The 24,950-nt window shown below is 41.1% G+C and carries 20 protein-coding genes and 1 tRNA gene; 12 read left to right on the top strand and 9 right to left on the bottom strand.

Translation table 11 applies throughout. The features are described from left to right. Positions 1-187: 187 nt before the first annotated feature. Positions 188-1,483: an MFS transporter gene (locus H6G76_RS02090; protein WP_190694759.1), complete on the bottom strand. Its 1,296-nt coding sequence runs from the start codon at positions 1,481-1,483 to the stop codon at positions 188-190. A 293-nt stretch (positions 1,484-1,776) separates the two neighbouring features. On the opposite strand from H6G76_RS02090, the gene H6G76_RS02085 reads away from it, so the two are divergent. From H6G76_RS02085 to H6G76_RS02055, 7 genes are all read left to right on the top strand, one after another. Next, complete coding sequence (locus H6G76_RS02085) at positions 1,777-2,442, top strand: HAD family hydrolase (RefSeq protein ID WP_190694757.1); 666 nt, start codon at positions 1,777-1,779, stop codon at positions 2,440-2,442. A gap of 264 nt (positions 2,443-2,706) precedes the next feature. Continuing rightward, the gene (locus H6G76_RS02080) at positions 2,707-2,859 is read left to right on the top strand and encodes a hypothetical protein (protein ID WP_190694823.1); all 153 of its coding nucleotides are present in this window, start codon (positions 2,707-2,709) and stop codon (positions 2,857-2,859) included. A gap of 106 nt (positions 2,860-2,965) precedes the next feature. Continuing rightward, positions 2,966-3,880 carry a TauD/TfdA family dioxygenase gene (locus H6G76_RS02075; protein WP_190694755.1) on the top strand — a complete coding sequence of 305 codons (915 nt, stop codon included), beginning with the start codon at positions 2,966-2,968 and terminating at the stop codon, positions 3,878-3,880. A 69-nt stretch (positions 3,881-3,949) separates the two neighbouring features. Further along, positions 3,950-4,570: a thioredoxin family protein gene (locus H6G76_RS02070; protein ID WP_190694748.1), complete on the top strand. Its 621-nt coding sequence runs from the start codon at positions 3,950-3,952 to the stop codon at positions 4,568-4,570. A 1,058-nt stretch (positions 4,571-5,628) separates the two neighbouring features. After that, entirely contained in the window at positions 5,629-7,860 is a 2,232-nt protein-coding gene (locus tag H6G76_RS02065; protein ID WP_190694747.1) for a cytochrome-c peroxidase, read from the top strand. 278 nt (positions 7,861-8,138) lie between these two features. After that, a tRNA-Cys gene (locus H6G76_RS02060) sits at positions 8,139-8,210 on the top strand. Between the two features lie 111 nt (positions 8,211-8,321). After that, positions 8,322-8,900: a hypothetical protein gene (locus H6G76_RS02055; RefSeq protein ID WP_190694744.1), complete on the top strand. Its 579-nt coding sequence runs from the start codon at positions 8,322-8,324 to the stop codon at positions 8,898-8,900. Between the two features lie 512 nt (positions 8,901-9,412). On the opposite strand, the gene H6G76_RS02045 is transcribed toward H6G76_RS02055, so the two are convergent. Further along, complete coding sequence (locus tag H6G76_RS02045; RefSeq protein WP_190694742.1) at positions 9,413-10,741, bottom strand: NAD(P)/FAD-dependent oxidoreductase; 1,329 nt, start codon at positions 10,739-10,741, stop codon at positions 9,413-9,415. A gap of 126 nt (positions 10,742-10,867) precedes the next feature. Then, complete coding sequence (locus H6G76_RS02040; protein ID WP_190694740.1) at positions 10,868-11,029, bottom strand: hypothetical protein; 162 nt, start codon at positions 11,027-11,029, stop codon at positions 10,868-10,870. 368 nt (positions 11,030-11,397) lie between these two features. Between H6G76_RS02040 and H6G76_RS02035 the strand changes: the two genes are divergently transcribed. Together H6G76_RS02035 and H6G76_RS02030 are read left to right on the top strand one after the other, a co-directional pair. Continuing rightward, the gene (locus tag H6G76_RS02035) at positions 11,398-12,204 is read left to right on the top strand and encodes an SDR family oxidoreductase (protein WP_190694738.1); all 807 of its coding nucleotides are present in this window, start codon (positions 11,398-11,400) and stop codon (positions 12,202-12,204) included. Between the two features lie 474 nt (positions 12,205-12,678). Continuing rightward, positions 12,679-13,161 carry a DUF4174 domain-containing protein gene (locus tag H6G76_RS02030; RefSeq protein ID WP_190694737.1) on the top strand — a complete coding sequence of 161 codons (483 nt, stop codon included), beginning with the start codon at positions 12,679-12,681 and terminating at the stop codon, positions 13,159-13,161. 433 nt (positions 13,162-13,594) lie between these two features. Here H6G76_RS02030 and H6G76_RS02025 read toward each other — a convergent pair whose 3' ends face one another. The 3 genes from H6G76_RS02025 to H6G76_RS02015 all read right to left on the bottom strand — a co-directional run bounded on the left by H6G76_RS02025 (position 13,595) and on the right by H6G76_RS02015 (position 15,750). Further along, positions 13,595-13,843: a hypothetical protein gene (locus H6G76_RS02025; RefSeq protein ID WP_190694735.1), complete on the bottom strand. Its 249-nt coding sequence runs from the start codon at positions 13,841-13,843 to the stop codon at positions 13,595-13,597. A gap of 268 nt (positions 13,844-14,111) precedes the next feature. Continuing rightward, positions 14,112-15,002: an alpha/beta fold hydrolase gene (locus tag H6G76_RS02020; protein WP_190694733.1), complete on the bottom strand. Its 891-nt coding sequence runs from the start codon at positions 15,000-15,002 to the stop codon at positions 14,112-14,114. Between the two features lie 55 nt (positions 15,003-15,057). Then, entirely contained in the window at positions 15,058-15,750 is a 693-nt protein-coding gene (locus tag H6G76_RS02015) for a hypothetical protein (RefSeq protein ID WP_190694731.1), read from the bottom strand. A gap of 789 nt (positions 15,751-16,539) precedes the next feature. Between H6G76_RS02015 and H6G76_RS02010 the strand changes: the two genes are divergently transcribed. From H6G76_RS02010 to H6G76_RS02000, 3 genes are all read left to right on the top strand, one after another. Further along, complete coding sequence (locus tag H6G76_RS02010; RefSeq protein ID WP_190694821.1) at positions 16,540-16,689, top strand: hypothetical protein; 150 nt, start codon at positions 16,540-16,542, stop codon at positions 16,687-16,689. A 140-nt stretch (positions 16,690-16,829) separates the two neighbouring features. Beyond that, positions 16,830-19,907: a PAS domain-containing protein gene (locus H6G76_RS02005; protein ID WP_190694730.1), complete on the top strand. Its 3,078-nt coding sequence runs from the start codon at positions 16,830-16,832 to the stop codon at positions 19,905-19,907. 153 nt (positions 19,908-20,060) lie between these two features. Further along, positions 20,061-20,972, top strand: coding sequence for an IS982 family transposase (locus tag H6G76_RS02000; RefSeq protein ID WP_190694722.1), 912 nt, complete (start codon positions 20,061-20,063; stop codon positions 20,970-20,972). Between the two features lie 227 nt (positions 20,973-21,199). Here the strand turns inward: H6G76_RS02000 and H6G76_RS01995 are convergent, their stop codons facing one another. From H6G76_RS01995 to H6G76_RS01985, 3 genes are all read right to left on the bottom strand, one after another. Beyond that, on the bottom strand, positions 21,200-22,231 hold the full coding sequence (locus H6G76_RS01995) for an ABC transporter substrate-binding protein (protein ID WP_190694721.1): 1,032 nt from the start codon (positions 22,229-22,231) through the stop codon (positions 21,200-21,202). Between the two features lie 240 nt (positions 22,232-22,471). Continuing rightward, a complete protein-coding gene (locus H6G76_RS01990; protein ID WP_190694719.1) occupies positions 22,472-22,801 on the bottom strand; it encodes a 4Fe-4S binding protein in 330 nt (109 codons plus the stop codon). Then, complete coding sequence (locus H6G76_RS01985; RefSeq protein WP_190694717.1) at positions 22,798-24,423, bottom strand: FAD-dependent oxidoreductase; 1,626 nt, start codon at positions 24,421-24,423, stop codon at positions 22,798-22,800. The genes H6G76_RS01990 and H6G76_RS01985 overlap by 4 nt, the downstream gene beginning before the upstream one ends. Positions 24,424-24,950: the final 527 nt, after the last annotated feature.

Raw genomic sequence — 24,950 nt, 5'->3', positions numbered from 1 at the left:
TTTTGGCGTAAATCTAGGGAATATGCTTTCACTTTTATCCTTAATTAAGATACACAGCTTTATTTGATTGAGTGTACTTCATTAGATAGGGAAACGCTATATGAACACCTTCTTTCTTATCTTTCTTTGTGTACTTAGCGTACTTTGCGGTTCGTTATTCAGATACAGGTTTATTTTATTGCTCAAATCAACTTGTTTCTGCATAAATCGGAGATACTATTCTTTCTATTTTAGGCAATCTTCTAACAAAAATAGCTCCTCCGATTAAGCAAAAAATACCACCAAATAATAAAGCATTATCAACTCCAAATTTACTTGCTAATCCGCCAAAAAATAAATTACCGAATGGCAGAATACCTAAAAAACCTGTTGTAAATATACTTGTAACTCTTCCGCGCTTATTTTCATCAACCAAAACTAGTTGTACAAAGTTACTAATAGCCGCCAAAGTTAGGGTATTAGTCATCCCAACAACACAAATTAATATTAAACATATATCAAAATTATATGAGCGAGAAAAAAGTATTAAGCCTAGCCCTAAAACTATAGTGGAATAAGCTATGATTTTTACTAATCCTGCGGCTTGCTTCCTTAGAACTAAATAAAGTCCGGCAATAATAGAACCAAGTGCAGAAGCGGTCATTAAGAAACCCATAGTTTCTGCACTACCATTTAAAATTTCCTTAACGAATACAGGTATGAGATTAACATGGGTCATTACCATGAAACAAATCAAAATTTGTAAGTTTAAAACATATCTAATAGGTAGAAAATTATGAGCATATACAAAACCTTCTTTTAAATTTTGCAAAATATTTGTTTTGTTCTGCAAAGGCTTATTGTTAACAGATTTAATTTGAGCAGTTAATATGGCTGAAATAAATGGTATGTAACTAATAGCATCAACCAAAAAACATGAAGCTGCTCCAAATCTAGCAAGGATAAATCCCCCTATCATGGGGCTGATAAATTTAGCTGTATTAATTAAGAATGAATGAATAGAAATTGCACTATAAGTATCTGCTTTGTTATCCACAAGTCGAGGAATAGTTACTAGACGTGCAGGCAAATCAAAAGCTTTAACAGTCCCTTGCATGATACCGATGACGATAATCGACATCACCGTGATTTGACCGTTAACGGTGAGGAAGGTAAGAGTACCAGAGAGCAAAATAGATACTATCTGAGTAGTGAGTAATACATAACGTAAATTCCAACGATCAAGTAATACGCCTACCAATGGTGTAATAATCAACCCCATAAATTGATTAGTGAATCCCACTACACCAACTAACATCGCTGAATTAGTGATTTGATAAACCATCCATACTAGGGCGATTTGAGTCATCCAAGAGCCAAAAAAAGATACGCTCTCGCCAATGACGAAACAACAAACATTAGGAGATTTCAAAGCAGGTGGAAGATGCAAAGAAGTAAACAATAGTTTGCCTACTTCAGAGCTTTTTTTATTACTTTGTTGCATCAGTATTTTTCGTGAGGGAACTCAAATCAATATCAATTTGTGGCTGAAAAGTTCACTTTCAGAAAAGCTTAGAAATACTTAAATTTAGTTAAACGTAAACTTAGCATACTTATCATATTGCTGCAATGATACTGAGGTTATAGATTTTGCTAGCGAAACTGAAGGGTTTGAATTTGGTAAAAGAGCCAGAGAGTTGCTTGAATTTCCTAAGCTGTAGTGACTAGTGTTGTATTATTTCACTACAAAACAGGGTTTATGTGCGATCGCCTGTCAACAGTTCACGAGTAATTATCATGATTAAAGCAATCCTTTTCGATTTGGATGGTACTCTCCTAGATCGAGAGACTTCACTTCAGCAATTTATTACAGATCAATACGAGCGCTTTACCCCAGCACTGGAAAGCATTCCTCAACAAGACTATATTTCCAGATTCATTGAATTGGATAGTCGAGGTTATGTCTGGAAAGACAAAGTATACCAGAGCTTGCTGTCTGAATTTTCCTGTAAAAAGCTGAGTTGGCAAGACTTACTCCAAGATTATGAGACTCAATTTATCTATTTCTGTGTTCCTTTTCCTCACCTGCATACCACTCTAGAAATCTTGAAGAGTACAGGATATCTGTTAGGGATCATTACCAATGGTCGTGAAACCTTTCAACAGCGCACAATTCAAGGATTAAAGATTGAACGATATTTTGAAGTTATCCTGATTTCTGAAACAGAGGGAGTCAGAAAACCAGAGCCAGAAATTTTCTCTAGAGCGTTGCAAAAGCTAGGAGTCAAAGCACAGGAGAGCGTCTTTATTGGCGATCATCCGACAGTTGATGTGTTAGCAGCCAAGAATCTGGGGATGAAAGCTATCTGGAAACGCGATCTCAACTGGCCAGAGCCAGTTGAGGCCGATGCCATTATTGATGATTTTAGTATCCTCCCTACAATCATCCAACACTTACCATAATCCTTAAACAGCAAGGGATTCCCTTACGTATAGATATAACTAAACTATTTAGTTAGTTTGTCTAATCTTTAGTAAAACTTAATGCTCGTATTACTTACATTTTATTTGCTAAGTACTTGTGCTACCACTAGGGCTGTGCCATAATGCTAAATTAATCTACGGTAAATCGATAGATAAATCGAATTTATCTGGCTTTCGGCACAAGTTCTGCTGAGATTATCGGTGCGAGTACAGTCATGGGTTTAGAGTTTTGGAGGCGTAATCATGACAATTGCAATTGAACGTCCTACGAAAAAGTCTCGTTCAGCACAAATTCGGGAACAACTAGGTTATCCCATCATTAGTCTAAATCGTGATTTCTTCAAAGGTACAGCGATTGAGAAAGAAGCAGAAGCATATTTAACAAACCACGCTTAATAGAGATTTTTGTGTCTGATGCTCTTTCTTTCCCTACACCCTACACCCCGCCCCAACGGGGCAATGCCCACCTTAACTTAAAAAACTTATACTAAATGGAGAAAAAATGACTGATCAACACTTAGAAATTAAACCACTTACAGGACGCATCGGTGCAAAAATTCTAGGGATTGATTTGAGTGAGAATCTGAGTAACGAAATCATCAGCGAGATTCGTCAAGCTCTCATCCAATACAAAGTAATATTCTTTCGTAATCAAAATCTAGACGCTAACGGACAAGTCGCCTTTGCTCGTCGCTTCGGGGAAATTACCACAGCCCATCCGACAGTACCATCTTTACCAGGACATCCAGAAATTCTAGACTTGAATTATGGAAAAACTGCTACCCGTGCGAATAATTGGCACACTGATGTGACCTTTGTAGACCGTCCTCCCCTCGGCTCTGTCTTACGGGCGTTGCATATTCCTGCCTATGGTGGTGATACTATTTGGGCGAACTCTGTGACGGCATATCAAGATTTACCTACACACCTACGTAATCTTGCAGATGAACTCTGGGCTGTTCATAGCAACGCCTTTGATTATGCAGAAGCCGCAGTTAATCTTTCTGACGATGTGAAAGCTTACCGCGCTATCTTTAGCTCAACTGTATATGAAACTCTGCATCCAGTAGTACGAGTTCATCCTGAGTCTGGGGAAAGAGGACTATTTATCGGTGGTTTTGTGCGTCAGATTCGCGGATTATCAAAAACCGAATCTGCTGATATCATCCGACTGTTGCAGTCATACGTAACACGTCCTGAAAATACAGTCCGTTGGCGTTGGAAAGTTGGTGATGTGGCGTTTTGGGATAACCGCGCTACTCAACATTATGCAGTAGCAGATTATGACAATCAACCTCGCCATGTCCAACGAGTCACTATTGTCGGTGACATCCCAGTTGGTATTGATGGTCAAAAGAGTCAGGCTGTTAAGGGTGATTCTTCTGCTTACAATCAACGTGTAGCTGTAGCTGTTTAAAGAGAATGGGGAACAAAAAATTAGCTTTCCCCTATACTCCTACACTTTCTATCAAGAAAATTCAAAACTATGGCAAAAACCTTTTCAACAATGTTACCGTTGGGTACATTAGCACCTAATTTTCAGTTACCAGATGTGGTTTCTGGTCAGACAGTTTCTCTGGCTGATTTTGCTAACAAAAAAGCCTTGTTAGTCATATTTCTGAGTCGTCATTGTCCCTATGTGCAGCACATCAAATTTGAATTAGCAAAATTGGGGCAAGAGTATACACAAAGCAATCTCGGAATTGTAGCGATTAGTGCTAATGATGTGAACACTCATCCCGATGATGCACCAGAATCTTTGCAGGCTTTTGCAGAAGAATTAGATTTAACTTATCCTCTGCTGTTTGACGAAACACAAGCAACTGCTAAGAACTTTTTTGCTGCTTGTACTCCTGACTTTTTCTTATTTGATGCTAACCAGCGACTTGTCTATCGTGGGCAGTTAGACGATAGTCGTCCGCAGAGTGGTATACCTGTAACTGGAAAAGATTTACGGGCCGCGATCGCAGATGTGTTGGCAGGTCGTGATGTCACTTGGGAACAAAAACCGAGTATCGGTTGTAATATCAAGTGGAAACTAGGAAATGAACCTGTGTATTACAAAACTCCTGCGTTAGCGAAGCTCACCGAAGGTATCGCAGTTTGATAAATAGTTGCTATCCTACTGTTGCTAAATTAGCAAGTCCCTCTAATTTCTAACTTCCGATGATGCAATATAGGTATTTTGGAGGAAAAATCCTCTTAATACCTATATTTTTTTATTAATAGGACTAACTCCAAAGACGAAAAATCAAGGTTTTAGGCCAGGGTGTAAGTAAGTCGGTGAGAAAAAACCTAACTATGTTACGAAAGATTAATTAAGCTAAAAGCCTCTTCCCTTCTGCCTCCTGCCTCCTGCCTTATCCTGACGATAAATATTCACGACGACCTACTTAGGCTGTGAGTGAGTATCACCCTTACAACGCCAGTCGCACGTCACTTGCTGAATATCTACGATTGCCCAAACTCCATAACCTTGTTGCTGAAAGTATAAAAATTTGTAACAGCTTACGAAATTGTTCTACTAACGATTGTTGTTATATGTATTTGGTAGATTGTACCTGCATTTATTAGTATGAACGTTGCTCTATTACTCAACCAACCCAAAATTATTAGTAAAAAAGCTATCAATCTTAGGAAAACTGAGGATGCTGGGGCAATATCCGAGTTATTAATTATAATTCTTTAATTGCTCAGTTGTCCCAGTTCACCATTTCAAAAGCTTGTTTATCCGCTTTTTTGCTTGACAGAATGACTCTTGTCATTTCTAGATACTTCATTCACTTGGAACAGTGGTTTAATAACATCTGTATCTGCTTTGGGTAGTAAAGGAGTAAAACACAAACGGCTCAAACTAATGCACATTTTGCAGTATAATCTGCCTAATTTCACGCAAATTTAATAGCACATCCAAAAAAACAAATGAGCAATGGTAGAAACACTAACCATAGCCACTTGCCAGAGCCAGAAATGTCAAAAAACATAATTCTGGCTCGCAAGAAAAGGGAAGATTGTTTTAATCATCCCTTAATGGAAATGTGGTCAAGGTTGTTGAAGAGCATACAAATGCTCCCAATCTTAGTAATAAGAGTGCTACATCGATGGCGCAAAATAGGATTCAGGTTTTCTAAAAGGTTAAAAAGCAGTATAACCATTGCTGTATTAATGGTATCTGTGGTATTGGCTGGACATATAGTGTCAGCGCAACTAGCATCAGCACAGGTACCTATATCTCCACTTAGCACTGTACCAGTTCCAAAACCTGATAATATTGATGACTTCATTAGGAATAAGACAGCTGCGATCGCTCTAGGAAAAGCTTTGTTTTGGGATATGCAACTCGGCACTGACGGTATTCAGTCATGTGCCAGTTGTCACTTCCGTGCTGGTGCAGATAACAGGTCTAAAAACCAAATTAATCCAAAAAATGATAAATTCAACACCGGCGGTAGACCAAATTACCAGCTAACGGCAGCAGATTACCCATTCCACAAACTAGCCGATCCGAATAACAATAATTCAACTGTTGTATCCGACAGTAATGACATTGCTGGTTCTCAGGGAGTTTTCCGGTCACTATTTAACGATGTTACTCCCGGAAGAGACAAAGACGATGTGACCCCTCTGAAGGACACAGTATTTAATGTCCAAGGTACAAATGTTCGTCAAGTGACGGATCGTCACAGCCCCAGCGTTATTAATGCGGCCTTCAACTTCCGCAACTTCTGGGATGGACGCGCCCAGAATATTTTTAATGGAGTGAACGAATTGGGATCAAGAGATCCAAATGCTCTTGTTTTGAAGGCACCCAATCAGAGACGTTTAGAAGATGTGGAAGTCAGTCTCAATAATTCTTCGCTGGCCTCCCAAGCGGTAGGGCCTCCACTTTCTGCCATTGAGACATTTGCCGAAACCCCTGACATTGGGCCTTCTGCACCATTAGTGGCTGATTTGCCTGACAATAGCAATATAGTCAAAATCATCGATGCCACAAGTGGTAGTATTGTAAGTCTGATTGACAGTAACGTTGCAGAAGTAACGGATGAACTAGATCAATTAAAGATTGAACTCACGGATGAACTCACGGATGAACTCACGGATGAACTCACGGATGAATTCACGGATGAATTCACAGATGAATTCACAGATGAACTAACGGATCGCCTTGTAAAACTACCACAGAAACTGGGACGTATTAATGCAACGGCCCAGTCAACGGCTCAACGCCCAACTTCTAACACCAGCTTGAGAAGATTGGGTAGAAAACTTGGTAAAAAGCTACTTGCGGTGAAACCACTTGCCAAGCAAATTGTGGCTTACGATGACAGCGTTTTGGGTATTTACAGCAACTCAACCAAAAATATATCTGTCAAGGGTCTGAATACAACCTACGAAGCTTTAATCCAAGAAGCCTTTCAGCCACAGTGGTGGAGATCGAGACTGGTTATCCGAGTTGATCCGATAACAGGTGAACGTTCATTTTACCGTCAACCAAGAAGACGTGCTTTGAGTACTATAGAGTACACATTACCAGAGTACAATTTCTCGCTGTTCTTTGGGTTAGCAATCCAGGCGTATGAGCAAACTTTGATCTCTGACCAGACCCCCTTGGATCAATTTCTTGGTGGAAAAAGCACTGCTTTCACAGCCCAACAACAAAGAGGATGGCAAATTTTCCAAAACCAGGGTTTTTGTATTGGTTGCCACGCTGGCTCAGAATTAACTAGTGCTTCTGTGACCAGAAAGAATCGTGTAGGAAGAATTGGACGCATACCAATACCTTCGGCACCAGTCGTAGATACAGGCTTTTTCAATATTGGTGTTAGACCCCAGAAAGAAGACCGTGGCTTAGGTGGAAAAGACGCTTTTAACAACTCACTTTCAGAGGTAAGGCTAGCCCAACAAGGCAAATTCCAGAATCTCTTTGGTGAAGCTCCTCCCACCCTGAATCCATCATTGACTTCGAGTGACACTGTAATTGCAGATGGAGCTTTTAAAGTCCCTGGACTCCGTAATGTAGAACTCACTGCTCCGTACTTCCACAATGGTGGGCAGTTAACCCTGCGACAAGTGGTAGAGTTTTACAATCGGGGTGGAGATTTTCGCTCATCTACTAATATACTTCGGCCGCTGAACTTAACTCAAGCGCAAAAAGAAGATTTAGTAGCCTTTTTACGAGGACTAACTGATGAGCGAGTCCGCTATCAAAAAGCACCCTTTGACCATCCACAACTGTTTGTTCCCAATGGTCATCCAGGAAATCAAAACTCCGTCGTTATCGATTCTAATGTCAAAACTAACAATGGTACTAAACGAGCGGCAGATGCTTTACTAGAAATACCCGCAGTAGGTCGTAACGGTGGTCAACCCCTACCGAATTTTTTAGGAGTTAGTTAATTCCCAACCTGACCCTGCCTTCGTTTTTAAGTTTTAACAAGATCGAGGAACTAACAATATTTACTTAGTGACAAGACTAAGAAAAGCCTGGTTTTCCAGGCTTTTTTTTATATAAAATTTGTTCATAATAGAAAATTTCTAAGATACAAACAAAAAGTTCAAACTGAACTTGTGCATCTTCAATAGTTTTATGCTATCTTAGTTAAACTGGTATTTTAGCTTTTGTGTAAATTCTGTTGTACCAACAAGCAACGTAAAAAGCTGTAAACAGCCAGTGCGGCGACATAGCCAAGTGGTAAGGCAGAGGTCTGCAAAACCTTTATCCCCCGGTTCAAATCCGGGTGTCGCCTTTAACAGAAAACAAGTCAAACCCTTTACTGGGGTAAATCTGACATAAGTCAGATTATGCCAAATTGTGTCAAAGTACGTCAATATCTGCCGTTTATTTAGTCACAAATTTAGTGCCAGATATTGACCAAAAAATCGACGAAGCAAACAGCAAGCTTCGCGCTGCTAACACGAAGGTAACTATTGAGCGCAGAGGTAGTAAGCTTTGGCTTAGGGCTACGCTACCACCTAAACCCCATACCAATAAACAACAATCGTATCAGCAGAAAGTTTCCTTGGGATTGAATGCCACACCAGCAGGATTGCAAGCATCTGTTATCAAAGCCAAGCAGATGGGGCTTGAATTGGAATCTGGGAAATTTTCTTGGTCTAACTGGATTGAGACACCAGAGGAAGCGCAGCTAATATCTGAATGGCTTAAACGCTTTCAAGAAGACCACTGGCAGAAAACCAAGAAGACGGATGCAGCACAGACTACCTGGAAGGACTATCAAAGCATCTTTAATAAACTGGACGGGGAACGCAGTCTCACTCTTCATGTACTAATAGAAGTAGTATATAAAACCGAACCCAACAGCCGCAGCAGAAAGAAAGCTTGCACCTATCTATATAAGCTAGGAAAATTCGCCGCCCTCGATGGCGTGGAAGTAATTAAGGAGTTGGATCAAGTTGCCCACGAAATAGCGATTTAATTTCAGCCGGTTTGGCATTGAACTGTTCCGCCAAGCCCCTAACATCATAGCCATGCCTTGTGAGAGTGGGTTCCAAATCGTCAATTTGCTTCGACAGAAATGACTCCACAATCACCGTAGTCACAGGCTTAACCACGACTGACTCGATATGCAGCCTCTAAAGCTAGTGTCAAATGTTGTTCAATTTGTAGTGGTGTCAAGAGCCGCGTGGCAAGTAATTCAATAGCTTCTGCCTCCAATATTTCACCAATTGGAGTATCAGAGATAGTGCATTCAGATACTAGCCATTCAATGCAGTCTCATTCAGTCATGATGGCGGATTGTATCGTACAAAAGCACTTTTTGAATCTTGAAATTTTAACTTCTCAGTCGGGGTAACGCAACTTACCCCCTATGAGTTCTAAAAAAGTAATGCTCTGACTTTGCAAGAATAACTGGAACACTTTTGATTGGGAAGTAAGGCTAACAGCTTATTCCCAATTAAATTGGTACAACTTATTTTTACATAATGCCTAAGTCCCACTAACTAATTTTTGTAGCAAGGGTGGTAGTGGATGATTTTCAAACTGGGAATACTGGGAATCAATTCGGTGAGCTTTTTGAACCATCCGTTGAAAAAGCAGATTGACTAATTTTAATTCCCGAAAAATCTTTTGCGGATCTTCAAGATGGGTTGTGGGTAGTTGCTGTCCCATTTTTTTGAGGACTAAACCCATAGGAATTTTAATTTCATCCTGGAGTTTAAGAAAACGGGTAAATATGGGTGCAAAAGCGGAAAATACAGAACCAACACCTCCTCTAGCTTGTCCCCAACCGATGTAGTAAATTCCTTTGTAATCTTCAAGAAATGACCCTCCATAACATTTCACTGTTGCTCCTTCCACTCGTTGCAGTTCTGGAGGTAAAAATGGATAGGCAAGATGAAACCCAGTTGCACAAACAATTAGATCAAAGGTTTCTCGACTACCATCCGCAAATTCAACTTCCCTACCATCTAAATATCGTACCTCTGGTTTATAGGTAATGCGACCGTGTTTAATATAGTAAGGCACCTCATTATTTAAGGTTGGGTGTTTATCAAAAATTCGATATTTAGGTTCGGGTAGACCATAATCTTTGTGCTTACCGAAGGTCAGCCGAATAATTACATAAGCCATAAACCGTTGAAACCATTGTGGCATCCACCATTGGGTTAAATCGGAAACTGGAACACCTACAAAGGTTTTAGGAATAAACCACACAGATTCACGCATACTCAAGACAGATTTAGCTCCCACCCTAGCTGCTTCTGCGGCTATATCACAAGCTGAATTCCCTCCACCAATCACCAGAACTCTCTTACCACTTAGTTGCTGGGGATTTTTATAATCTTTGGAGTGAATTATCTCCCCATCAAATTCTCCTTTGAATTTGGGAAAACGTTTGCACCAGTGATGACCATTACAAATGATCATCCCTTTGTAAATTCGCTGTTCCCCATTATCAAAGGTAACTTCCCAAAAATTATTCTCAACAGGTCGCACGTAGCTAACTTGACGATTCAGTTCAATATTTTTACGTAACTCAAAATGGTCAGCAAAGGAGTTTAAATAATCCCGTATATTTTGAGCGCTGGGAAAGTCAGGATAATTATCCGGCATGGGGAAATGGGAAAATTGGGTAATCTTCCGTGATGAAATGATGTGTGCAGTTTCATACACACCATGATACCAATTTCCACCAATGTCATCGCTGGCATCAACTTGGTCGTAGGGAATACTCGCGCTCTTGAGTGCTTCAGCCATACCCAATCCCGCAAAACCAGCCCCAAGAATTAAATACTTGTGAGTAGTGTCCAACATAATTCTTAATTTTACTTGGCTATTTTCTAAACTTTTGGAAGATACCGAGCTAATCCACTCAAAAAGAGAGAATATCTCGTGAGAATATGAAAAGCTAGGGCTACAATATCAGGCAATATGTGCAATTTATTTAATTGCTGCACGTATTACCTGTGTTGAGCCTGTTGACATATATTCCGGAACACCCTGGCTTCTCTTGGCTAGAGTTCCATATCGTTCCGATTGCAGAATTAGAGTACGACTAAAAAATTGATAAACATCGGGAATATTGACGTTATATTCCTTCACTTTATTGTTGTGTTTATTTCTCCCGACTTATTATTAGCTTCAAATGTTAGGTGAACTGACAATGCCTAACTGTAACAGTCAATACGGTATTTTAATTTTCCCAAAATTAGTGCGACAAAGTTTGCTAGAGAAGTAGCTTATCAATATCTGCCAAGTAAGCTTCAGGATTTTGACAGAATCGAAGTTGCTCAATGGGATAGGCAACAAACTTCATTAGGTTAACAATAGTGAATCAAAGACTACAGATTTTTTGATAGGAGACTAATATGGTTATTTTGAATTGTCCAAAGGTTACTAAAGACAACTTTCAATAATGTTCATCTAAGAGCTTTATTGTTGTATTAAAGTTACATTAGTCATTGTATCAAATGAAAAATCATCATAAATATACCCAAAAAAATGTGCTTATTACAGGAGCAGCGCATGGAATTGGCTATCAATTAGCCAACATTTTTGCGCGTCATAATTACAATCTAGTTTTAGTAGATAAAGATGAAGAAAAACTGGCGGTAATTGCTGAAGAATTTACCATAAATTTTGGTATTTTTGTCAAAATTTTAGTTAAAGATTTATCGATATCAACATCTCCAGAAGAAATATTCACTGAATTACAGCAAGCAGCGATCAAAATTGATGTATTAGTTAATAATGCTGGATTTGGTACTTATGGAGTATTTAGCGAAACTGACCTCAATATAGAACTCAAAATGTTACAGGTAAACATAGTGAGTCTCACCCATTTAACTAAGTTATTCCTCAAGGATATGATCTGCCAAGACTATGGAAAAATATTAAATGTTGCTTCAGTTGCAGCTTTTCAACCAGGGCCACTAATGGCAGTGTATTTTGCAACTAAAGCTTATGTTTTATCATTTTCTGAAGCGATTGCTAATGAATTAGAGGGTACAGGCGTAACAGTAACTACTCTTTGTCCAGGGCCGACAGCATCAGAATTTCAAAAAGCAGCCGCAATGGAAGAAGCCAAGATTTCTCATGTTAATAGAATGATGAATAGTGAGACTGTCGCTAAAATTGGCTACGATAGTTTAATGGCAAATAAAACTATTGTGATTCCTGGTTTCAGAAATAAGATATTAGCTAATTCCGTCAAATTTGCACCCAGAAACATAGTTACCAAAGTCGTGAGGGATATGCACGAATTAAGAAAAAAATAGAGCATTAAATTCCTACATTCAAGCTGCCAAAAGTTTTCGAGAATGAATCAAGCAGCCCCTAAAATACGGGAGGTTGCTTTTATCAGCACGATTGATCGACCGTTACAACTTTGCACTTAGGCTTGCATAGATTATTGGTGTCTAGGTCATCGCTTTGCTAAATATGAGCAAGCGACGACTGGTAGTTTATAAACTGGCTTGCCCCAAAGTCTGCTGCACCATTCGCCCCAACATAGGCTATCAATTTTGATATCAAAGATAGTTTTGTTTTTTCCCACCTACTTACTTAGTACAACTGGCACAAAGTTAGTGGCGATCGCCTGTCTCCGGGAATTCTTAAAGGACAAACACCAAAACAGCGAAGCCGTCTATGCGCTTGAGGGTAAGCATCACACTTATTCAATCATCAGATAGAGTCAGAGCGGGGAAACTAATGATAGTTTGAAATGATGGAATGCTCATCCAACCGCCGAAGTGAATAACTCAGTATTAATTGTCCTGACCCTCACCGCGTCTATAGTTCTATCGCCAATTAGCATTGGTGGTACTGCCCAAGGTTCAACCCAAGCCATCAAAATGTCTTCATTTAACCTTAGTTCCCAAAAATGGCAAAACCGTGTGCTACTAGTCTTTGCGCCGTCTGTTAATAACCGTACCTATCAGCAACAGATGCAGTTATTTAACCAGCACCAAAACGGTTTTACAGACCGGGATTTAGTTCTCGTTCAGGTTTTGGCAACAGATAAAAGCTATGCCAACGGACAGTTAATAGATGAATCTTCTGCTGCTAATTTGCGAAATCGCTTTGGGGTGGATAAACAAAATTTTCGCGTTATTTTGGTAGGCAAAGATGGTGGTGTTAAGCGCCAAGACACTACACCAGTCGAAGTGAAGGCGATTTTTGAGCAAATTGATGCTATGCCTATGCGGCAGCAAGAAATGCGCTCTTCGAGGTAGAAACTAGCTATTATGAGCGTTGTCCATCATCTCAACAACTCTCGCTCACAGCGTGTGCTATGGCCTGAATTTTCCAGTTAAGTTGTGAAACAACGAAATAGTAAGGGTTTCAGACTATAGTTTATTCTCAATTACTTAAAATTAATGACAATGAATCACCAGAGAATAGGGCTTTGGGCTAGGGGTATAGTACGCGATCGCTCAGTCAAGAAGATAACGGGAAAAGTCAGATTCCGATTCGGGGAATCGAAAATCCCTCTTCCCTCCTGCCTTACCCCAACTACAAATATTTAAGCCGTTCTACTTAACTATTCTCCTAAAAATTCCCTCATTGGGCTGCCATCATAAAATTTTCTAATTGAGTCCCAACTGCTCATGAACTTATGTTCAAAAAATTTCTCCAAGCTGGCCCGATCACGTTTCCCACATCATCTCATTTGCGACAATCTCCCGAATCGCCACCTTCGTTTTGCTTCCTTAATTCGCAAGCTAGAGCCTTTGAGTTTCTAGCGGCATCATCAAGCGACCGAATCGGCGGCCTTTCAGCTAAATAATCCGTAATCACCATACTAAAAATGAACAATAGAGATGGAAGCAACAAGAAAACAATGAGAAGACCTTCGACAATCATTTGTTTTTCGGAATGCTTCTCTTGTTCTGAAGGCTGTTCTGGCTTGCTCACGACTAATAAACCACTCTTGACACTATCCTTAGCAATCCCAAAATCAAACCGTTAACACCAACCTTGTAAAATTTTCTCTGCGCGATAGGCGGCTCCTTTCTAGTGCGGAGAGAAGTCAACCTTGACCTTTTTTGAATTCAAAATTCAAAATGCAAAATTAAGAAAAAGATTAATTTTGCATTAAGTAATATCGCGACTCCTAAACGTAACGTTCCACTGACCGAGGCGAATTTAGCCTGCTGAAAAGAATTGTGATTATCTTTCAGAGTTATCTAATAGAAATATGAGATTGTAATTTGGTGAGAATATCTCTAGCTCTTGTCCAGAGAAGAGATCCCCCTTGTTTTGGGTCGATGATGTGTGTGGCATTGGGTAAACGCAAGGCTAATGTTGCACCAAAATCCGGGGAGTGAACTGTACTGGTATCTAAAGCACCATACCAAAGATCTACAGGAATGGTGATTTCCTCCAATTTTATACTCCATGAACTGAGTGCATTCACAAGATCTCGTGCATAGGGGTGTGCGCCTTGAGAAAAACCTTCTATCAAAGCTTGTTGGTATGCTGCACGGAATGTAACATCTTCATATAGGATTCGGTCGCATTCGCTACTCATACCAATAATTAACTGCCACATTCCCTCTGGAGTAGCCATTTGTGCAAATTGCTGCTCAAACTTTATAGGATCTTGTTGGACAGCAGAAATCATCCTTTCGACATCTGGATGCAGCAACGGCTTCAAACGCTCATGAGTAAGTTCGTCTTGCCCTGATACAATTGCGATCGCTTTAACAAGATTGCGCCCAGCAAGAGCAAGAGCAAACGGTGCGCCTTGAGAAAATCCAACGCACAGAAGATTATCGAGATGATTAGCTTGAATAAATTCTTGTGTGTCGTCTACCCAAGAGGATAGGGTTTTGTTAGGGTGTGGGTCGGATAAGCCTACACCAGGGCGATCAATAGCAATTAGTTTCAAGCCGAGATCTGGAAGGTCACTGGCACCAAAACCAAGTCGTCCACTCATTCCTGCTCCGGTGCAGAATAAAACTGGCAGCCCCTCAACAGGCCCCCATTCAGACCATGCCAGCATCCGACCATCTTGGAGTTGCAACTTTGCTTGCCTTTCGGGTGGTTTGACAATGTTTTTGGTGTTAATCATGAGAACTCTTGTAAGCGGTCATTCGCCGGGGCATCCGCCTTTAGGGGGCAGGCATTTAAGGAAATTTATCTATTGTCTGGCGCAGGAATTTGTTGTTAATAATTTCTTGATAAATTTCTAAATCTGCTTGCCAGTTATCGAGTACTTGTTGTAATCCTAGCAAGCGTTCAGTAATATTATCTCCTGATAGCTCGTAGCTAAAACTGCCATTGAACATCACAATAGGAGTCATTGTTTCGTCTTCTTGGCGGATTGCCGCTTCGTTAATGCTGAGATAGAAAGGACTGCGTTCTAGAGTATATGCTAAGTTTAAGGATGCTCTAACCTTTGCTTGACCTATTTCTTGCCATTCTCCAGGCAATAATAATTTTTCACTTAAATATTTGCTGGCTTGGTGCTGTTGCTCAAAAGTAATATGTTTTCTAGGATTGATCCCAAGAGCTTCATATTCTAGGTTCGGTAAAGCCTGCACGTATTTACGAACAATATCTGGAATCATTACTTGTGCTAACTCTTTTCCTTCAATCGCTTCCAAAAACATGATCCGGTTTGGTTCAGCGACAATATTAATGCCTGATGTATAAGTTATCTGAACTACATTATTGGTAAAAATGGTTTGTCGAGCTAATTCCCAATCGGCTGGTACTATACCACTGTATTTCAAGAAATCAGGATTCAGAATAGTTGGCTGATGATTTTTGACAGCAATAACAATCCCAAACTCTTGTACAGTTAACTTTTGACTCATGGAATTCCCTTGAAACTAATTACTTTAGAATTCTTTTTTACTATGCAAACAGTACTGCACTGATTGTTGGGGCTGTCTGTTTCCCTACACCCGCCCCAACGGGGCTTGGTCACTGGTTCCAGATATCTTTTAGAGAAAATCCAACTTTGAACTAATGTACTATTGTCCGAAGTATTTTGTTTAATTAAGCAGTTCGCCTTATAAAACTAGACTATTTCTCCCTTATCTAGTTATTCAACCTTTTACTTTTTTAAGTGTTTTAATAATTAAATGACTGAGAATTTCTACTGATTTTTAGAAATTATATTAGTTAAGTAAAATAGCTGACATAGCATTGAAAATTGTAAACTTTTCACCTAAAATTACCAAAAATTTAAATTTATTCAAAAGTATTTAAATTTTCTATAAAAGTATTAAAATTTATACATATAAACTTTAAATAAATAAAATTCGTATTAATTTTTATCCAAGATTGCTTTTCTAATATTTTTCTTGAAGAAGAATATATCAATCTAAATGTAGGAAGCAGAGCAATCGCAGAAAAAGACCTATAACAAAATCAATTCAAAATTTCAAATTCACGCATTGAAGATGAAGAAGTAAATAATTTTGGTTCTTCAGTTACTTTTAGGGAGAATTAATAGAAAAGTTCCAGTTTAATAAACTGCGTAATTGGAAAGCCATACTCATGTGTTTGTGACAGCTTGTAAGGAGGGACGGAAGCCGGAGTCAGCACAGGTCAAGTCTGCTGTGAAGAATTAGTTTGAGTGGGCGAGGAAACAGAGAATTGTGATTGCGATGTCGGGTGAGGTTGTGTATGCGGGGGATGGTGTTGACCCAAATGATGCGGCGGTTTCCGATGGGGGAGTAAGGGTAAAAGTTTCACCGCGCCTGTGTCACAACCTGAAGAATGGTCAAGCGAAGCGATCGCTATTTTAGCAGGAGCAAATGGGAGAAATCAACATAATTCTGCCTCTAATTTGCTACATTACTCATGTAGCCATGCGATTACCTCATTATTGAGGAAACATTTGAATACGTGCAAAAAAGAGGCACCTTGCTAAAAGATCTGTTAGACCATGCCAGCTAAGAATTTAAAAGATTCTGGCAAAATTCGCCATTACATTTCTTTGCAGATTGTTCTAATTGGTTCCGTTACTCTACAAATTTTGGTGATAACAGGACTAACAGGGTATTTTTCACTGTTTGCAGAGCAAATTCATGCTCATACTCAAGCCACACTCTGGCTTTGCTTAGTAGCACTGCTTTTGTCAGCAAGCTTGGGGTTTTTAACTTCGCGTTGGCTGGCTCTGTCAATTCACCGCCTGAGCCAAGCTGTAGAAGCTTTGGCAGAAGGCGATCTTGAATACCGCATCGAGCAGCAACACAGCATCAAAGAAATAAATGTCTTGGCTGAGTCCTTTAACCAAATGGCGCAGCAACTTCAAGCATCCTTTGACAGCTTATGCCAAAGTGAAGAAAAGTTTCGGCAACTGGCAGACAACATTCAAGAAGTTTTCTGGTTGGCGGATGTAGAAATAGAGCAAATGCTCTTTGTTAGCCCTGTTTATGAAAAGATTTGGGGAAGAAACTGCGAGAGTTTATATGAGAATCCCCGATCATTTATTGATGCCATTCACCCGATTGATCGCCAGCGTGTAATTAGTCACCTGCAAAGTCATACCAGCACACCATTTGAAATTGAGTATCGGATTGTTCGGCCTGATGGAACAATGCGTTGGGTTTGCGATCGCGGATTCCCTGTGTTTGACGCAACCGGGAGAGCGATTCGTCGAGCCGGGATAGCTCAGGATATCACAGAAAGTAAACTGGCTGAAACGCGATTTCGCCATTTGTCCGCGAATGTGCCAGGGGTAATTTATCGTTATGTGCTTCATCCCGATGGATCGGATGAGGTATTCTACATGAGTCCTGGCAGTCAAAGTCTTTGGGAAATCGAGGCTGCGGCAATTGAGCAGGATATTTCCTTAATTTGGAATTTGGTGCATCCAGATGACGCAGCCGCCATGCGAACCTCGATTGTGGCATCTGCCCAGACTTTACAACCTTGGTTTTGGGAATGGCGGATTATTACCCCCTCTGGTTTGCTGAAATGGGTGCAAGGTGCGGCTCACCCAGAACTGCAAGTTAATGGTGATGTGATTTGGGATGGCTTGCTGATGGATATCAGCGAACGGCAAGCCGCGCTGCGCGAACGCAAAAACGCTGAGAGTGTCTTACAACAACAGGCACAACAAGCACAAGCCCTAAATCGAGTCGTGCAAAGTATTCGTAACTCTCTGGATTTATCCACCATCTTTTCCACCACAATGGCTGAAGTGACTCAGCTTTTGGGCATTCATCGCACGACAATTGTCAAGTATTTTCCTGATAACTCATCTTGGCGTGTAGTGGCTTGTCATCGCATAGATGAATCACTGCCTGATATTACAGGGTTTGAAATTCCGGATGAGGGTAATCTCTACGCTGCTCAAATCAAGCAATTTCAAATTGTGCGGATCAATGGCATAGATCAGGTAAACGATGCAGTAAATCAAGAAATCGCCAAAATCTTTCGCTCTATCTGGCTAATCATCCCGATTGTCGTCAATGGGACGATTTGGGGTACCCTATCGCTGGCAAATCCCCAACAAAAGCCTCCTTGGAAGGATGAAGAAGTAGAGCTTGCCTGTAAAGTTGCCGATCAATTAGCGATCGCCATTCAGCAAGCCCAACTCTATCAGCAAGCACAACAAGAACTAGCTCATCGTCAGCAGGCGGAAGCCCAATTGCAGCAACTAAACCAAGAACTAGAACAGCGCGTTCAAGAGCGAACCCAGCAACTCCGGCAAGAAGTTCTCGGTCGATTGCAAGCAGAGGCAAAGTTTCAGCAAATTTTTCACATTTCACCCCATGCGATCGCCATTACTTCTCTGCAAGATCGGCGCATCGTGGAAATCAATGATGCCTTTTGTCAATTGTTTGGCTATGAGCGTGAGGAAATGCTCGGTCATCATGCAGATGAGTTTCAGCTATTCATCAATCCTGGCGATCAAGGAATGGTTCAGCGACACCTACTGGAACTGGGAAGTGTGCGGAATCTGGAATGTGTTATCCGCACAAAAACAGGAGAAGCCCGCACTGCGATCGCCTCAGCCGAATTCATTGATATCGATGACCTTTCCTGTTTTCTCATCGTTGGCAATGACATTACAGAACGCCAGCAAGCAGAAGCAGCACTGCGGCAAAGTGAAGCCCGCTTTCAAAAAATTGCTGCGGCTTCACCTGCCCAAATTTACATTCTAGTCACTAATCTCGATGGTTCTCTCATCCGTTTTGAATACGTCAGTCCGGCAGTCTGGGAACTGAGAGAAATATCACCAGAACAACTTTTGCAAGATCCTGCCCCCATTTACGACCAGATTCACCCAGATGATAGTGCTGATTATTTTGCAGCCCGGAATCATAGCCTGAAAACCATGACACCGTTTTTTCACGAATATCGCATCGTTTCCCCATCAGGTCAGGTGAAGTGGTTACGAGTAAATTCTCGCCCGGAACGGCAAGAAAACAACGAAATTTTTTGGTATGGCATCGTTTTGGATGTGAGCGATCGCAAACAGGTGGAGGAAGCTTTGCGGCAGAGCGAAGAACGCTGGCAACTAGCTATTCAGGGTAGCAATGACGGCATTTGGGACTGGAATATCAAAACTCATGAAGCTTTTCATTCAGACCGATTCTACGAGATCCTGGGCTTTTCTAAGCAGGAGTTTGGGTCTAATGAGCAAAGCTGGTTCAACTTGATTCATCCGGAAGATGTAGAGCGAGTGATGACGACAAAACAGGATTACCTGAGCCAGAAAATTTCCGCCTTTGCGGTGGAATACCGAATGCGGTGTCAAGATCACACGTATAAATGGGTTCTAGATCGGGCGATCGCAGTTTGGGATGAGCAGGGTAATCCGGTTCGCATGGTCGGTTCTTTGGGAGACATTAGCAGCCGCAAACAGATTGAACGCCAACTGCGATCATCACTTCAGGAAAAAGAAGTCTTACTGCGAGAGGTATATCATCGAGTTAAAAACAATATGCAACTGGTTTCCAGCCTGCTACGCCTGCAAGCCACAAGTACTGACGACCCCTCTGTATTAACGTGAGTTCGACGGTTATAAAAAGCCAAAAAGCTTGCAAGATATAAAGCGCGAGAAACTGGGTACTAAAGAGCGCTCGCTAAGATTGATTGAGAATGGGGAAAAAAGTCACAAAAAAACGCCGAGACTAAAAATATCAAATAAAACCAGGTCTCGGCTATGTCTACCATTGTATCTCGCCTCGACATCACACAAATTTTCTGGGACGTAGATGATTTTTGCAACCACTGGGAGAACTTGTGGCAACAAATACCACAGTTACCATCGACAAAGGGAGAGCGTCGTAGTCGCTCAAGGATGCATTTGTCAGAAGTGATGACAATAGTAATTGCATTTCATGGTAGTGGTTATAAGACTTTCAAAGAGTTTGACACGTTGCACGTGCTACAAAGCTGGCGTGGAGCGTTTCCCAACTTGGTCAGCTACACAAGGTTTGTAGAACTCATGCCTTGGTGTTTAATGTTGTTGTGTTGTTTTTTGCATACACGTACAGGGGAGATAACAGGGATTAGTTTTATCGATTCTACTCCGATTGATGTTTGTCATAATTGCCGCTCCCACGCCCATAAAGTTTTTAAAGGCTTAGTGAGATGGGGTAAAAATTCTGTTGGCTGGCACTTTGGATTTAAACTTCATTTGATTATTAACGATTGTGGAGAGTTGTTAGCATTCAAGCTGACTCCTGCCAATGTTGACGACCGGAAGCCAGTACCAGATATGACTAAAGATTTAATTGGTAAACTCTTTGGAGACCGAGGATATATTTCACAAAAATTATTTGAAGAGTTATATGAGCGAGGTTTAGAGTTAGTAACTAAATCAAAGAAGAAGATGAAAAACCGTTTGGTAAAACTGATTGATAAAATTCTTTTACGCAAACGAGCGGTAATTGAGTCCGTCAATGACCATCTCAAAAATATGTGTCAAATAGAATACTCTCGGCATCGTAGTGTGTTTAACTTTTTGGTCAATCTAATGGCTGGTTTGGCTGCTTACACATATTTGCCCAATAAACCGTCGATTGACATTTATCCAAAAGATTTACCTGCACTGCCTCCTGCCATTTTTTAGTTCATCGAACTCACGTTGAATTTAGGAAAGTAAGGTGGACGTTTAAATGTCCACCTTATGAGTTAACGAGTAGACACCTTAATTACTCAATGACTAACGACTGACGCTAGCCAAATATTTTTCTAAATGTTCTCAACAGCAGTATTTTTGAAGATGTCGCGGTTGAGTTTGGTGTATCCTTCTAAAGGATAGATAAAAAATTCTTTCAATTGAGCCACCGAGAGTTTCTAACGCTGTGGTGCATTCACAGCCCAATCTTTGAATGCAAAATCTGACTTGGCTAAATGCTGAGATACCAGAAATTTCTTAGTACCTTCTAAAAGCTTTACCCCGTCGGCTGGGAATGGTTCTTCTGAAACCTGTTGTAGTGGGTAGGAGACTTTCACAATATTGAGGGGATACTTAGTAGTCTGAGCATGGTACCGATAATACTCTTCTGAGTTAGCTTTTAAATCTTTGGCTGCTGCTGTCAAAATTGTGTTGAACTTCTGAGGAAAATCAGGTTGTTTAACCAAAAAGTTTTCTGTAGCTATTATTAAGGATGTGCCTGACAAACCTTGATGATTCGCTGATGAATCAATTATTGGAAATCCTTGTGATTTGAGAAAAGGCCCTAAATCGCTAGAAGTCGCATAGGCAGCCACATCACCACGCTCTAAAGCAGACTTAGCCTCAGTACTCATTAAGTGAACAACCTTGACATCTTTAGTAAGTTTAGCCTCATCTAATAGACCCAATAAGTATCGATGCATATAAGAACCTTTTTGGGTAGCTATTTTTTGATCTTTAAGCTCAGTTAAAGAACGTGGGCCATTTTTTTTCGCTACTAGCCAAGCCGTGTTATTAACTTGAGTAATCCGCAGTAGTTTTGTGTTAATTCCTCTAGCTCTCAGAACTATAGCTGGTGTATCTCCAAGAGATCCAACATCTATTTGTCCTGCTACAAGAGACTCATTTAAATCGGGGCCGTTAGGAAATCGAGCAAAGGTAATATTCTTAAACCCCGCTTTTTGCAGTTCACGCTCTAATATTCCCTTTTGCTTTGCCCAACCTAATGGCCCTGTTGGCTCTGAACTACCTACATAGCCTATGCGTAAGGTAGGTGCAGTTGCTTTGGCATTTTCAGCTTGAACGCTAGAGTTACTACCTTGACTACAAGCTGTTGTTAATAGCAGCAGGAAGCAAACTACTAGAGTTGATAATTTTGAAGTCAATTGATTTTGACTGACAACACCAGTCCCTACTGCAAACGACAGCATAATGTGTTTTCTCCGTTGTGGAATCAAAATTCAGGAGTCATACCGTTTCACTTTAAGTTTGATACAAATAGGCCGCAGGGGAGCCAGCGCGTTGGGCGGGTTTCCCGACTTGTAGCGACTGGCGTGGGCAGAGGGGCAGAGGAGAAATTATTTGTATCATTTATAGGGTGAAATGGTATCAGAATAGAGGTTCGTTGACGACTGACAGTTAACCGTTAACAGTCAACTCTCAACATCCCTTCATTTCATCTGTTTTAAAACGTTAAATGTTTGATCTTTTTTAGCAGTGGGAGTTTGTTGCTTTCCCCAACCGACATTTTTGCGGTAGCTGCCAAGTAATCCATTTGCCGCCAATTCTGCCTCGTTGACTGAGGTTTGTAGCTCAGTTTCTGGTGCTACATAAAGAGCGTCAACGGGGCAATACAATTCGCACATAAAACAAGTTTGGCAATCATTCTGACGTGCAATTGTTGGCGGTGCATCAGGTACAGCATCAAATACATTGGTAGGACAAACGTTAACGCAGAGATTGCACTCAATACATCGTGACTCGCTGACTAACTCAATCACGCCGCTACTCCTGTTTTTAATAGAGATTTATCGACGCTATTGAGTGGTTCACTTTTTACCCAAACTTGGTCTAAACCACCACTAATTAAGTAATGTTGTTGATTAGCATCCTGTTGGGGATAGTCTTGATGTTTGTGCATTCCGCGCGTTTCTTTGCGTTCCAAAGCACTGTTGTACATCCATCGCGCTGTGGCTACCATTGCGGCGGCTTCTCGCGCGCGGATGAGTTGGTGGTCTTCTATTTGGGTATCGCGGATTATCTGCCACAAGCTATTGAGGTGGGAAAGGGACTCTGTTAAGCCTTGTTCGGTGCGGAAATAATTACGATTGTAGGGGAAGACTTCAGTTTGTACTGCTTGGATAAATTCGTGGAGGTTGAGGCTAGACGAGTTTTCAGCTTTTGGTTGCAACACTGCTTCACCCACACCTCGAACACGACGTTGATTTGCTTGCTGTCCTAAACTTAAGGCATACTGGGCGGCAGAATGTCCCGCCCAATAACCGGAGGAAATCGCCCAAGCTGCATTATGACTACCGCCACCTGTGAACCCGCCGCAAATGAGTTCGCGGGTAGCGGCATCGCCTGCTGCATAGAGTCCTGGTACAGAGGCAGCGCAGGTTTCATCGACAATCCGAATCCCACCTGTGCCGCGCACTGTACCTTCTAGGCGTAGGGTAATGCGGAAACGTTGGGTAAATGGGTCAATACGCGCCCGGTCAAAGGGTAAAAAGAAGTTGGGCTGTGCTACACGCATTGATGCCCGCATTTCTTCGGAAGCTTGATCTAAAATGGCGTAAACTGGCTGTTGCAGCAAGGTTTCGGCAATTACAGAGCGTCCTCGTTGGGAACCTGCTCCGGGAATTGGTGTGCCATCTTCGTATGTGAAGGTAGCCCAGTTATAAAAGAGGGTTTTGGTGACTGAGGAAAAGGCAGGAGAGATGCCGTAAGCATTGGAGAACTCCATACCCGACATTTCGGCACCTGCTTCTGCTGCCATTAAGTAACCATCCCCCGTTAGGATGTTGCACCCTAACGCTTTACTCAAGAATGCACAACCACCGGTGGCAATGATGGTGGCTCCTGATAGCACTCTCCATTTTTCGCTAGTTTGACGGTTGATTCCTGTTGCACCTGCAACTCTACCTTCTTCGTCTACTAGTAGTTCTAAGGCGGGGCTGTGATCTATTATTTGCACTCCAGAGCGTTTAATTTGCCGCCGCATTAGCCGCATATATTCTGGGCCTTGTAGCGATCGCCGATAGGGTTTACCTTCATCATCAGTAGGAAAAGGATAGCCCCAATCAGCTAATAAGTTGACGTTTGCAAAAGTCTGATCCAAAACACGAGTCATCCAACGGCGATTGGCTAAGAATCCCCCTAATGATTCTCTACTTGCCATTGCCGTTTCTCGCGCTTCTGGTTCGGGTGGCACATACCACACTCCATTACCAGAGGCCGCAGCACATCCAGATGTGCCACAGTAGCCTTTGTCTACAAGCACTACCCTCGCACCATCAGACGCAGCACTCCATGCAGCCCATGTACCTGCCGGGCCACCTCCAATTACAAGTACATCTACTTCTAAATTGAGTGCAATATTATTTGCTAACGTCTTCAACATTCACTTTCTCTCCTCATCGATAGCTGCACACCGGAGAAAATATTTCCCTTTGCTAACTGCTTACTAACAGCCTCGGTATGTAAGTTTTTGCGGCTGATTGCCAGCAGATTGGCTTCTAGTTTAATACGGCAACTTGACCGATTTACCGTATTTTAACCATAACGAAGTCTCTCACGGTTCCTCAAAAAAAGCAAGCCTCCTAATCCATTTCCAAGTAACGTTATATGAAGTAACATTTATGTCAACAAAAAGAGCTTGCTTTTTACATTAGTTTATGCAACTATCACAAGAGTAGTTATAAACTACATAAAGTCGATAGACTTACTGTTATTAAAGTATTTGCTATTGATGATAGACCACAAGTTGGGGTGTTTCTAAAGTAGTGTCAATCTGACTAATCGAATAGCTAAGTCAGTAAAAAACAATAGTAGCCATATATTTTGTGATGGTACAACCAAAAACAAAAAAAATTTCAAAAAGTTAATAAATACTTATAGCTACTATTTGTTTGTCATAAAAATTAGATA

This window comes from Nostoc sp. FACHB-152 (assembly GCF_014697475.1).
Classification (GTDB): domain Bacteria; phylum Cyanobacteriota; class Cyanobacteriia; order Cyanobacteriales; family Nostocaceae; genus Nostoc_B.
The sequence above is the reverse complement of the archived record's forward strand: the minus strand, read 5'-3'. Positions and strand labels throughout refer to the sequence as shown.

What these genes read in the sequence shown, in the direction of transcription:
- H6G76_RS02090 (WP_190694759.1), bottom strand. Translation starts at nt 1,483, where the DNA reads ATGCAACAAAGTAATAAAAAAAGCTCTGAAGTAGGCAAACTATTGTTT.
- H6G76_RS02085 (WP_190694757.1), top strand. Translation starts at nt 1,777, where the DNA reads ATGATTAAAGCAATCCTTTTCGATTTGGATGGTACTCTCCTAGATCGA.
- H6G76_RS02080 (WP_190694823.1), top strand. Translation starts at nt 2,707, where the DNA reads ATGACAATTGCAATTGAACGTCCTACGAAAAAGTCTCGTTCAGCACAA.
- H6G76_RS02075 (WP_190694755.1), top strand. Translation starts at nt 2,966, where the DNA reads ATGACTGATCAACACTTAGAAATTAAACCACTTACAGGACGCATCGGT.
- H6G76_RS02070 (WP_190694748.1), top strand. Translation starts at nt 3,950, where the DNA reads ATGGCAAAAACCTTTTCAACAATGTTACCGTTGGGTACATTAGCACCT.
- H6G76_RS02065 (WP_190694747.1), top strand. Translation starts at nt 5,629, where the DNA reads ATGGTATCTGTGGTATTGGCTGGACATATAGTGTCAGCGCAACTAGCA.
- H6G76_RS02045 (WP_190694742.1), bottom strand. Translation starts at nt 10,741, where the DNA reads ATGTTGGACACTACTCACAAGTATTTAATTCTTGGGGCTGGTTTTGCG.
- H6G76_RS02035 (WP_190694738.1), top strand. Translation starts at nt 11,398, where the DNA reads ATGAAAAATCATCATAAATATACCCAAAAAAATGTGCTTATTACAGGA.
- H6G76_RS02020 (WP_190694733.1), bottom strand. Translation starts at nt 15,002, where the DNA reads ATGATTAACACCAAAAACATTGTCAAACCACCCGAAAGGCAAGCAAAG.
- H6G76_RS02015 (WP_190694731.1), bottom strand. Translation starts at nt 15,750, where the DNA reads ATGAGTCAAAAGTTAACTGTACAAGAGTTTGGGATTGTTATTGCTGTC.
- H6G76_RS02005 (WP_190694730.1), top strand. Translation starts at nt 16,830, where the DNA reads ATGCCAGCTAAGAATTTAAAAGATTCTGGCAAAATTCGCCATTACATT.
- H6G76_RS02000 (WP_190694722.1), top strand. Translation starts at nt 20,061, where the DNA reads ATGTCTACCATTGTATCTCGCCTCGACATCACACAAATTTTCTGGGAC.
- H6G76_RS01995 (WP_190694721.1), bottom strand. Translation starts at nt 22,231, where the DNA reads ATGCTGTCGTTTGCAGTAGGGACTGGTGTTGTCAGTCAAAATCAATTG.
- H6G76_RS01985 (WP_190694717.1), bottom strand. Translation starts at nt 24,423, where the DNA reads ATGTTGAAGACGTTAGCAAATAATATTGCACTCAATTTAGAAGTAGAT.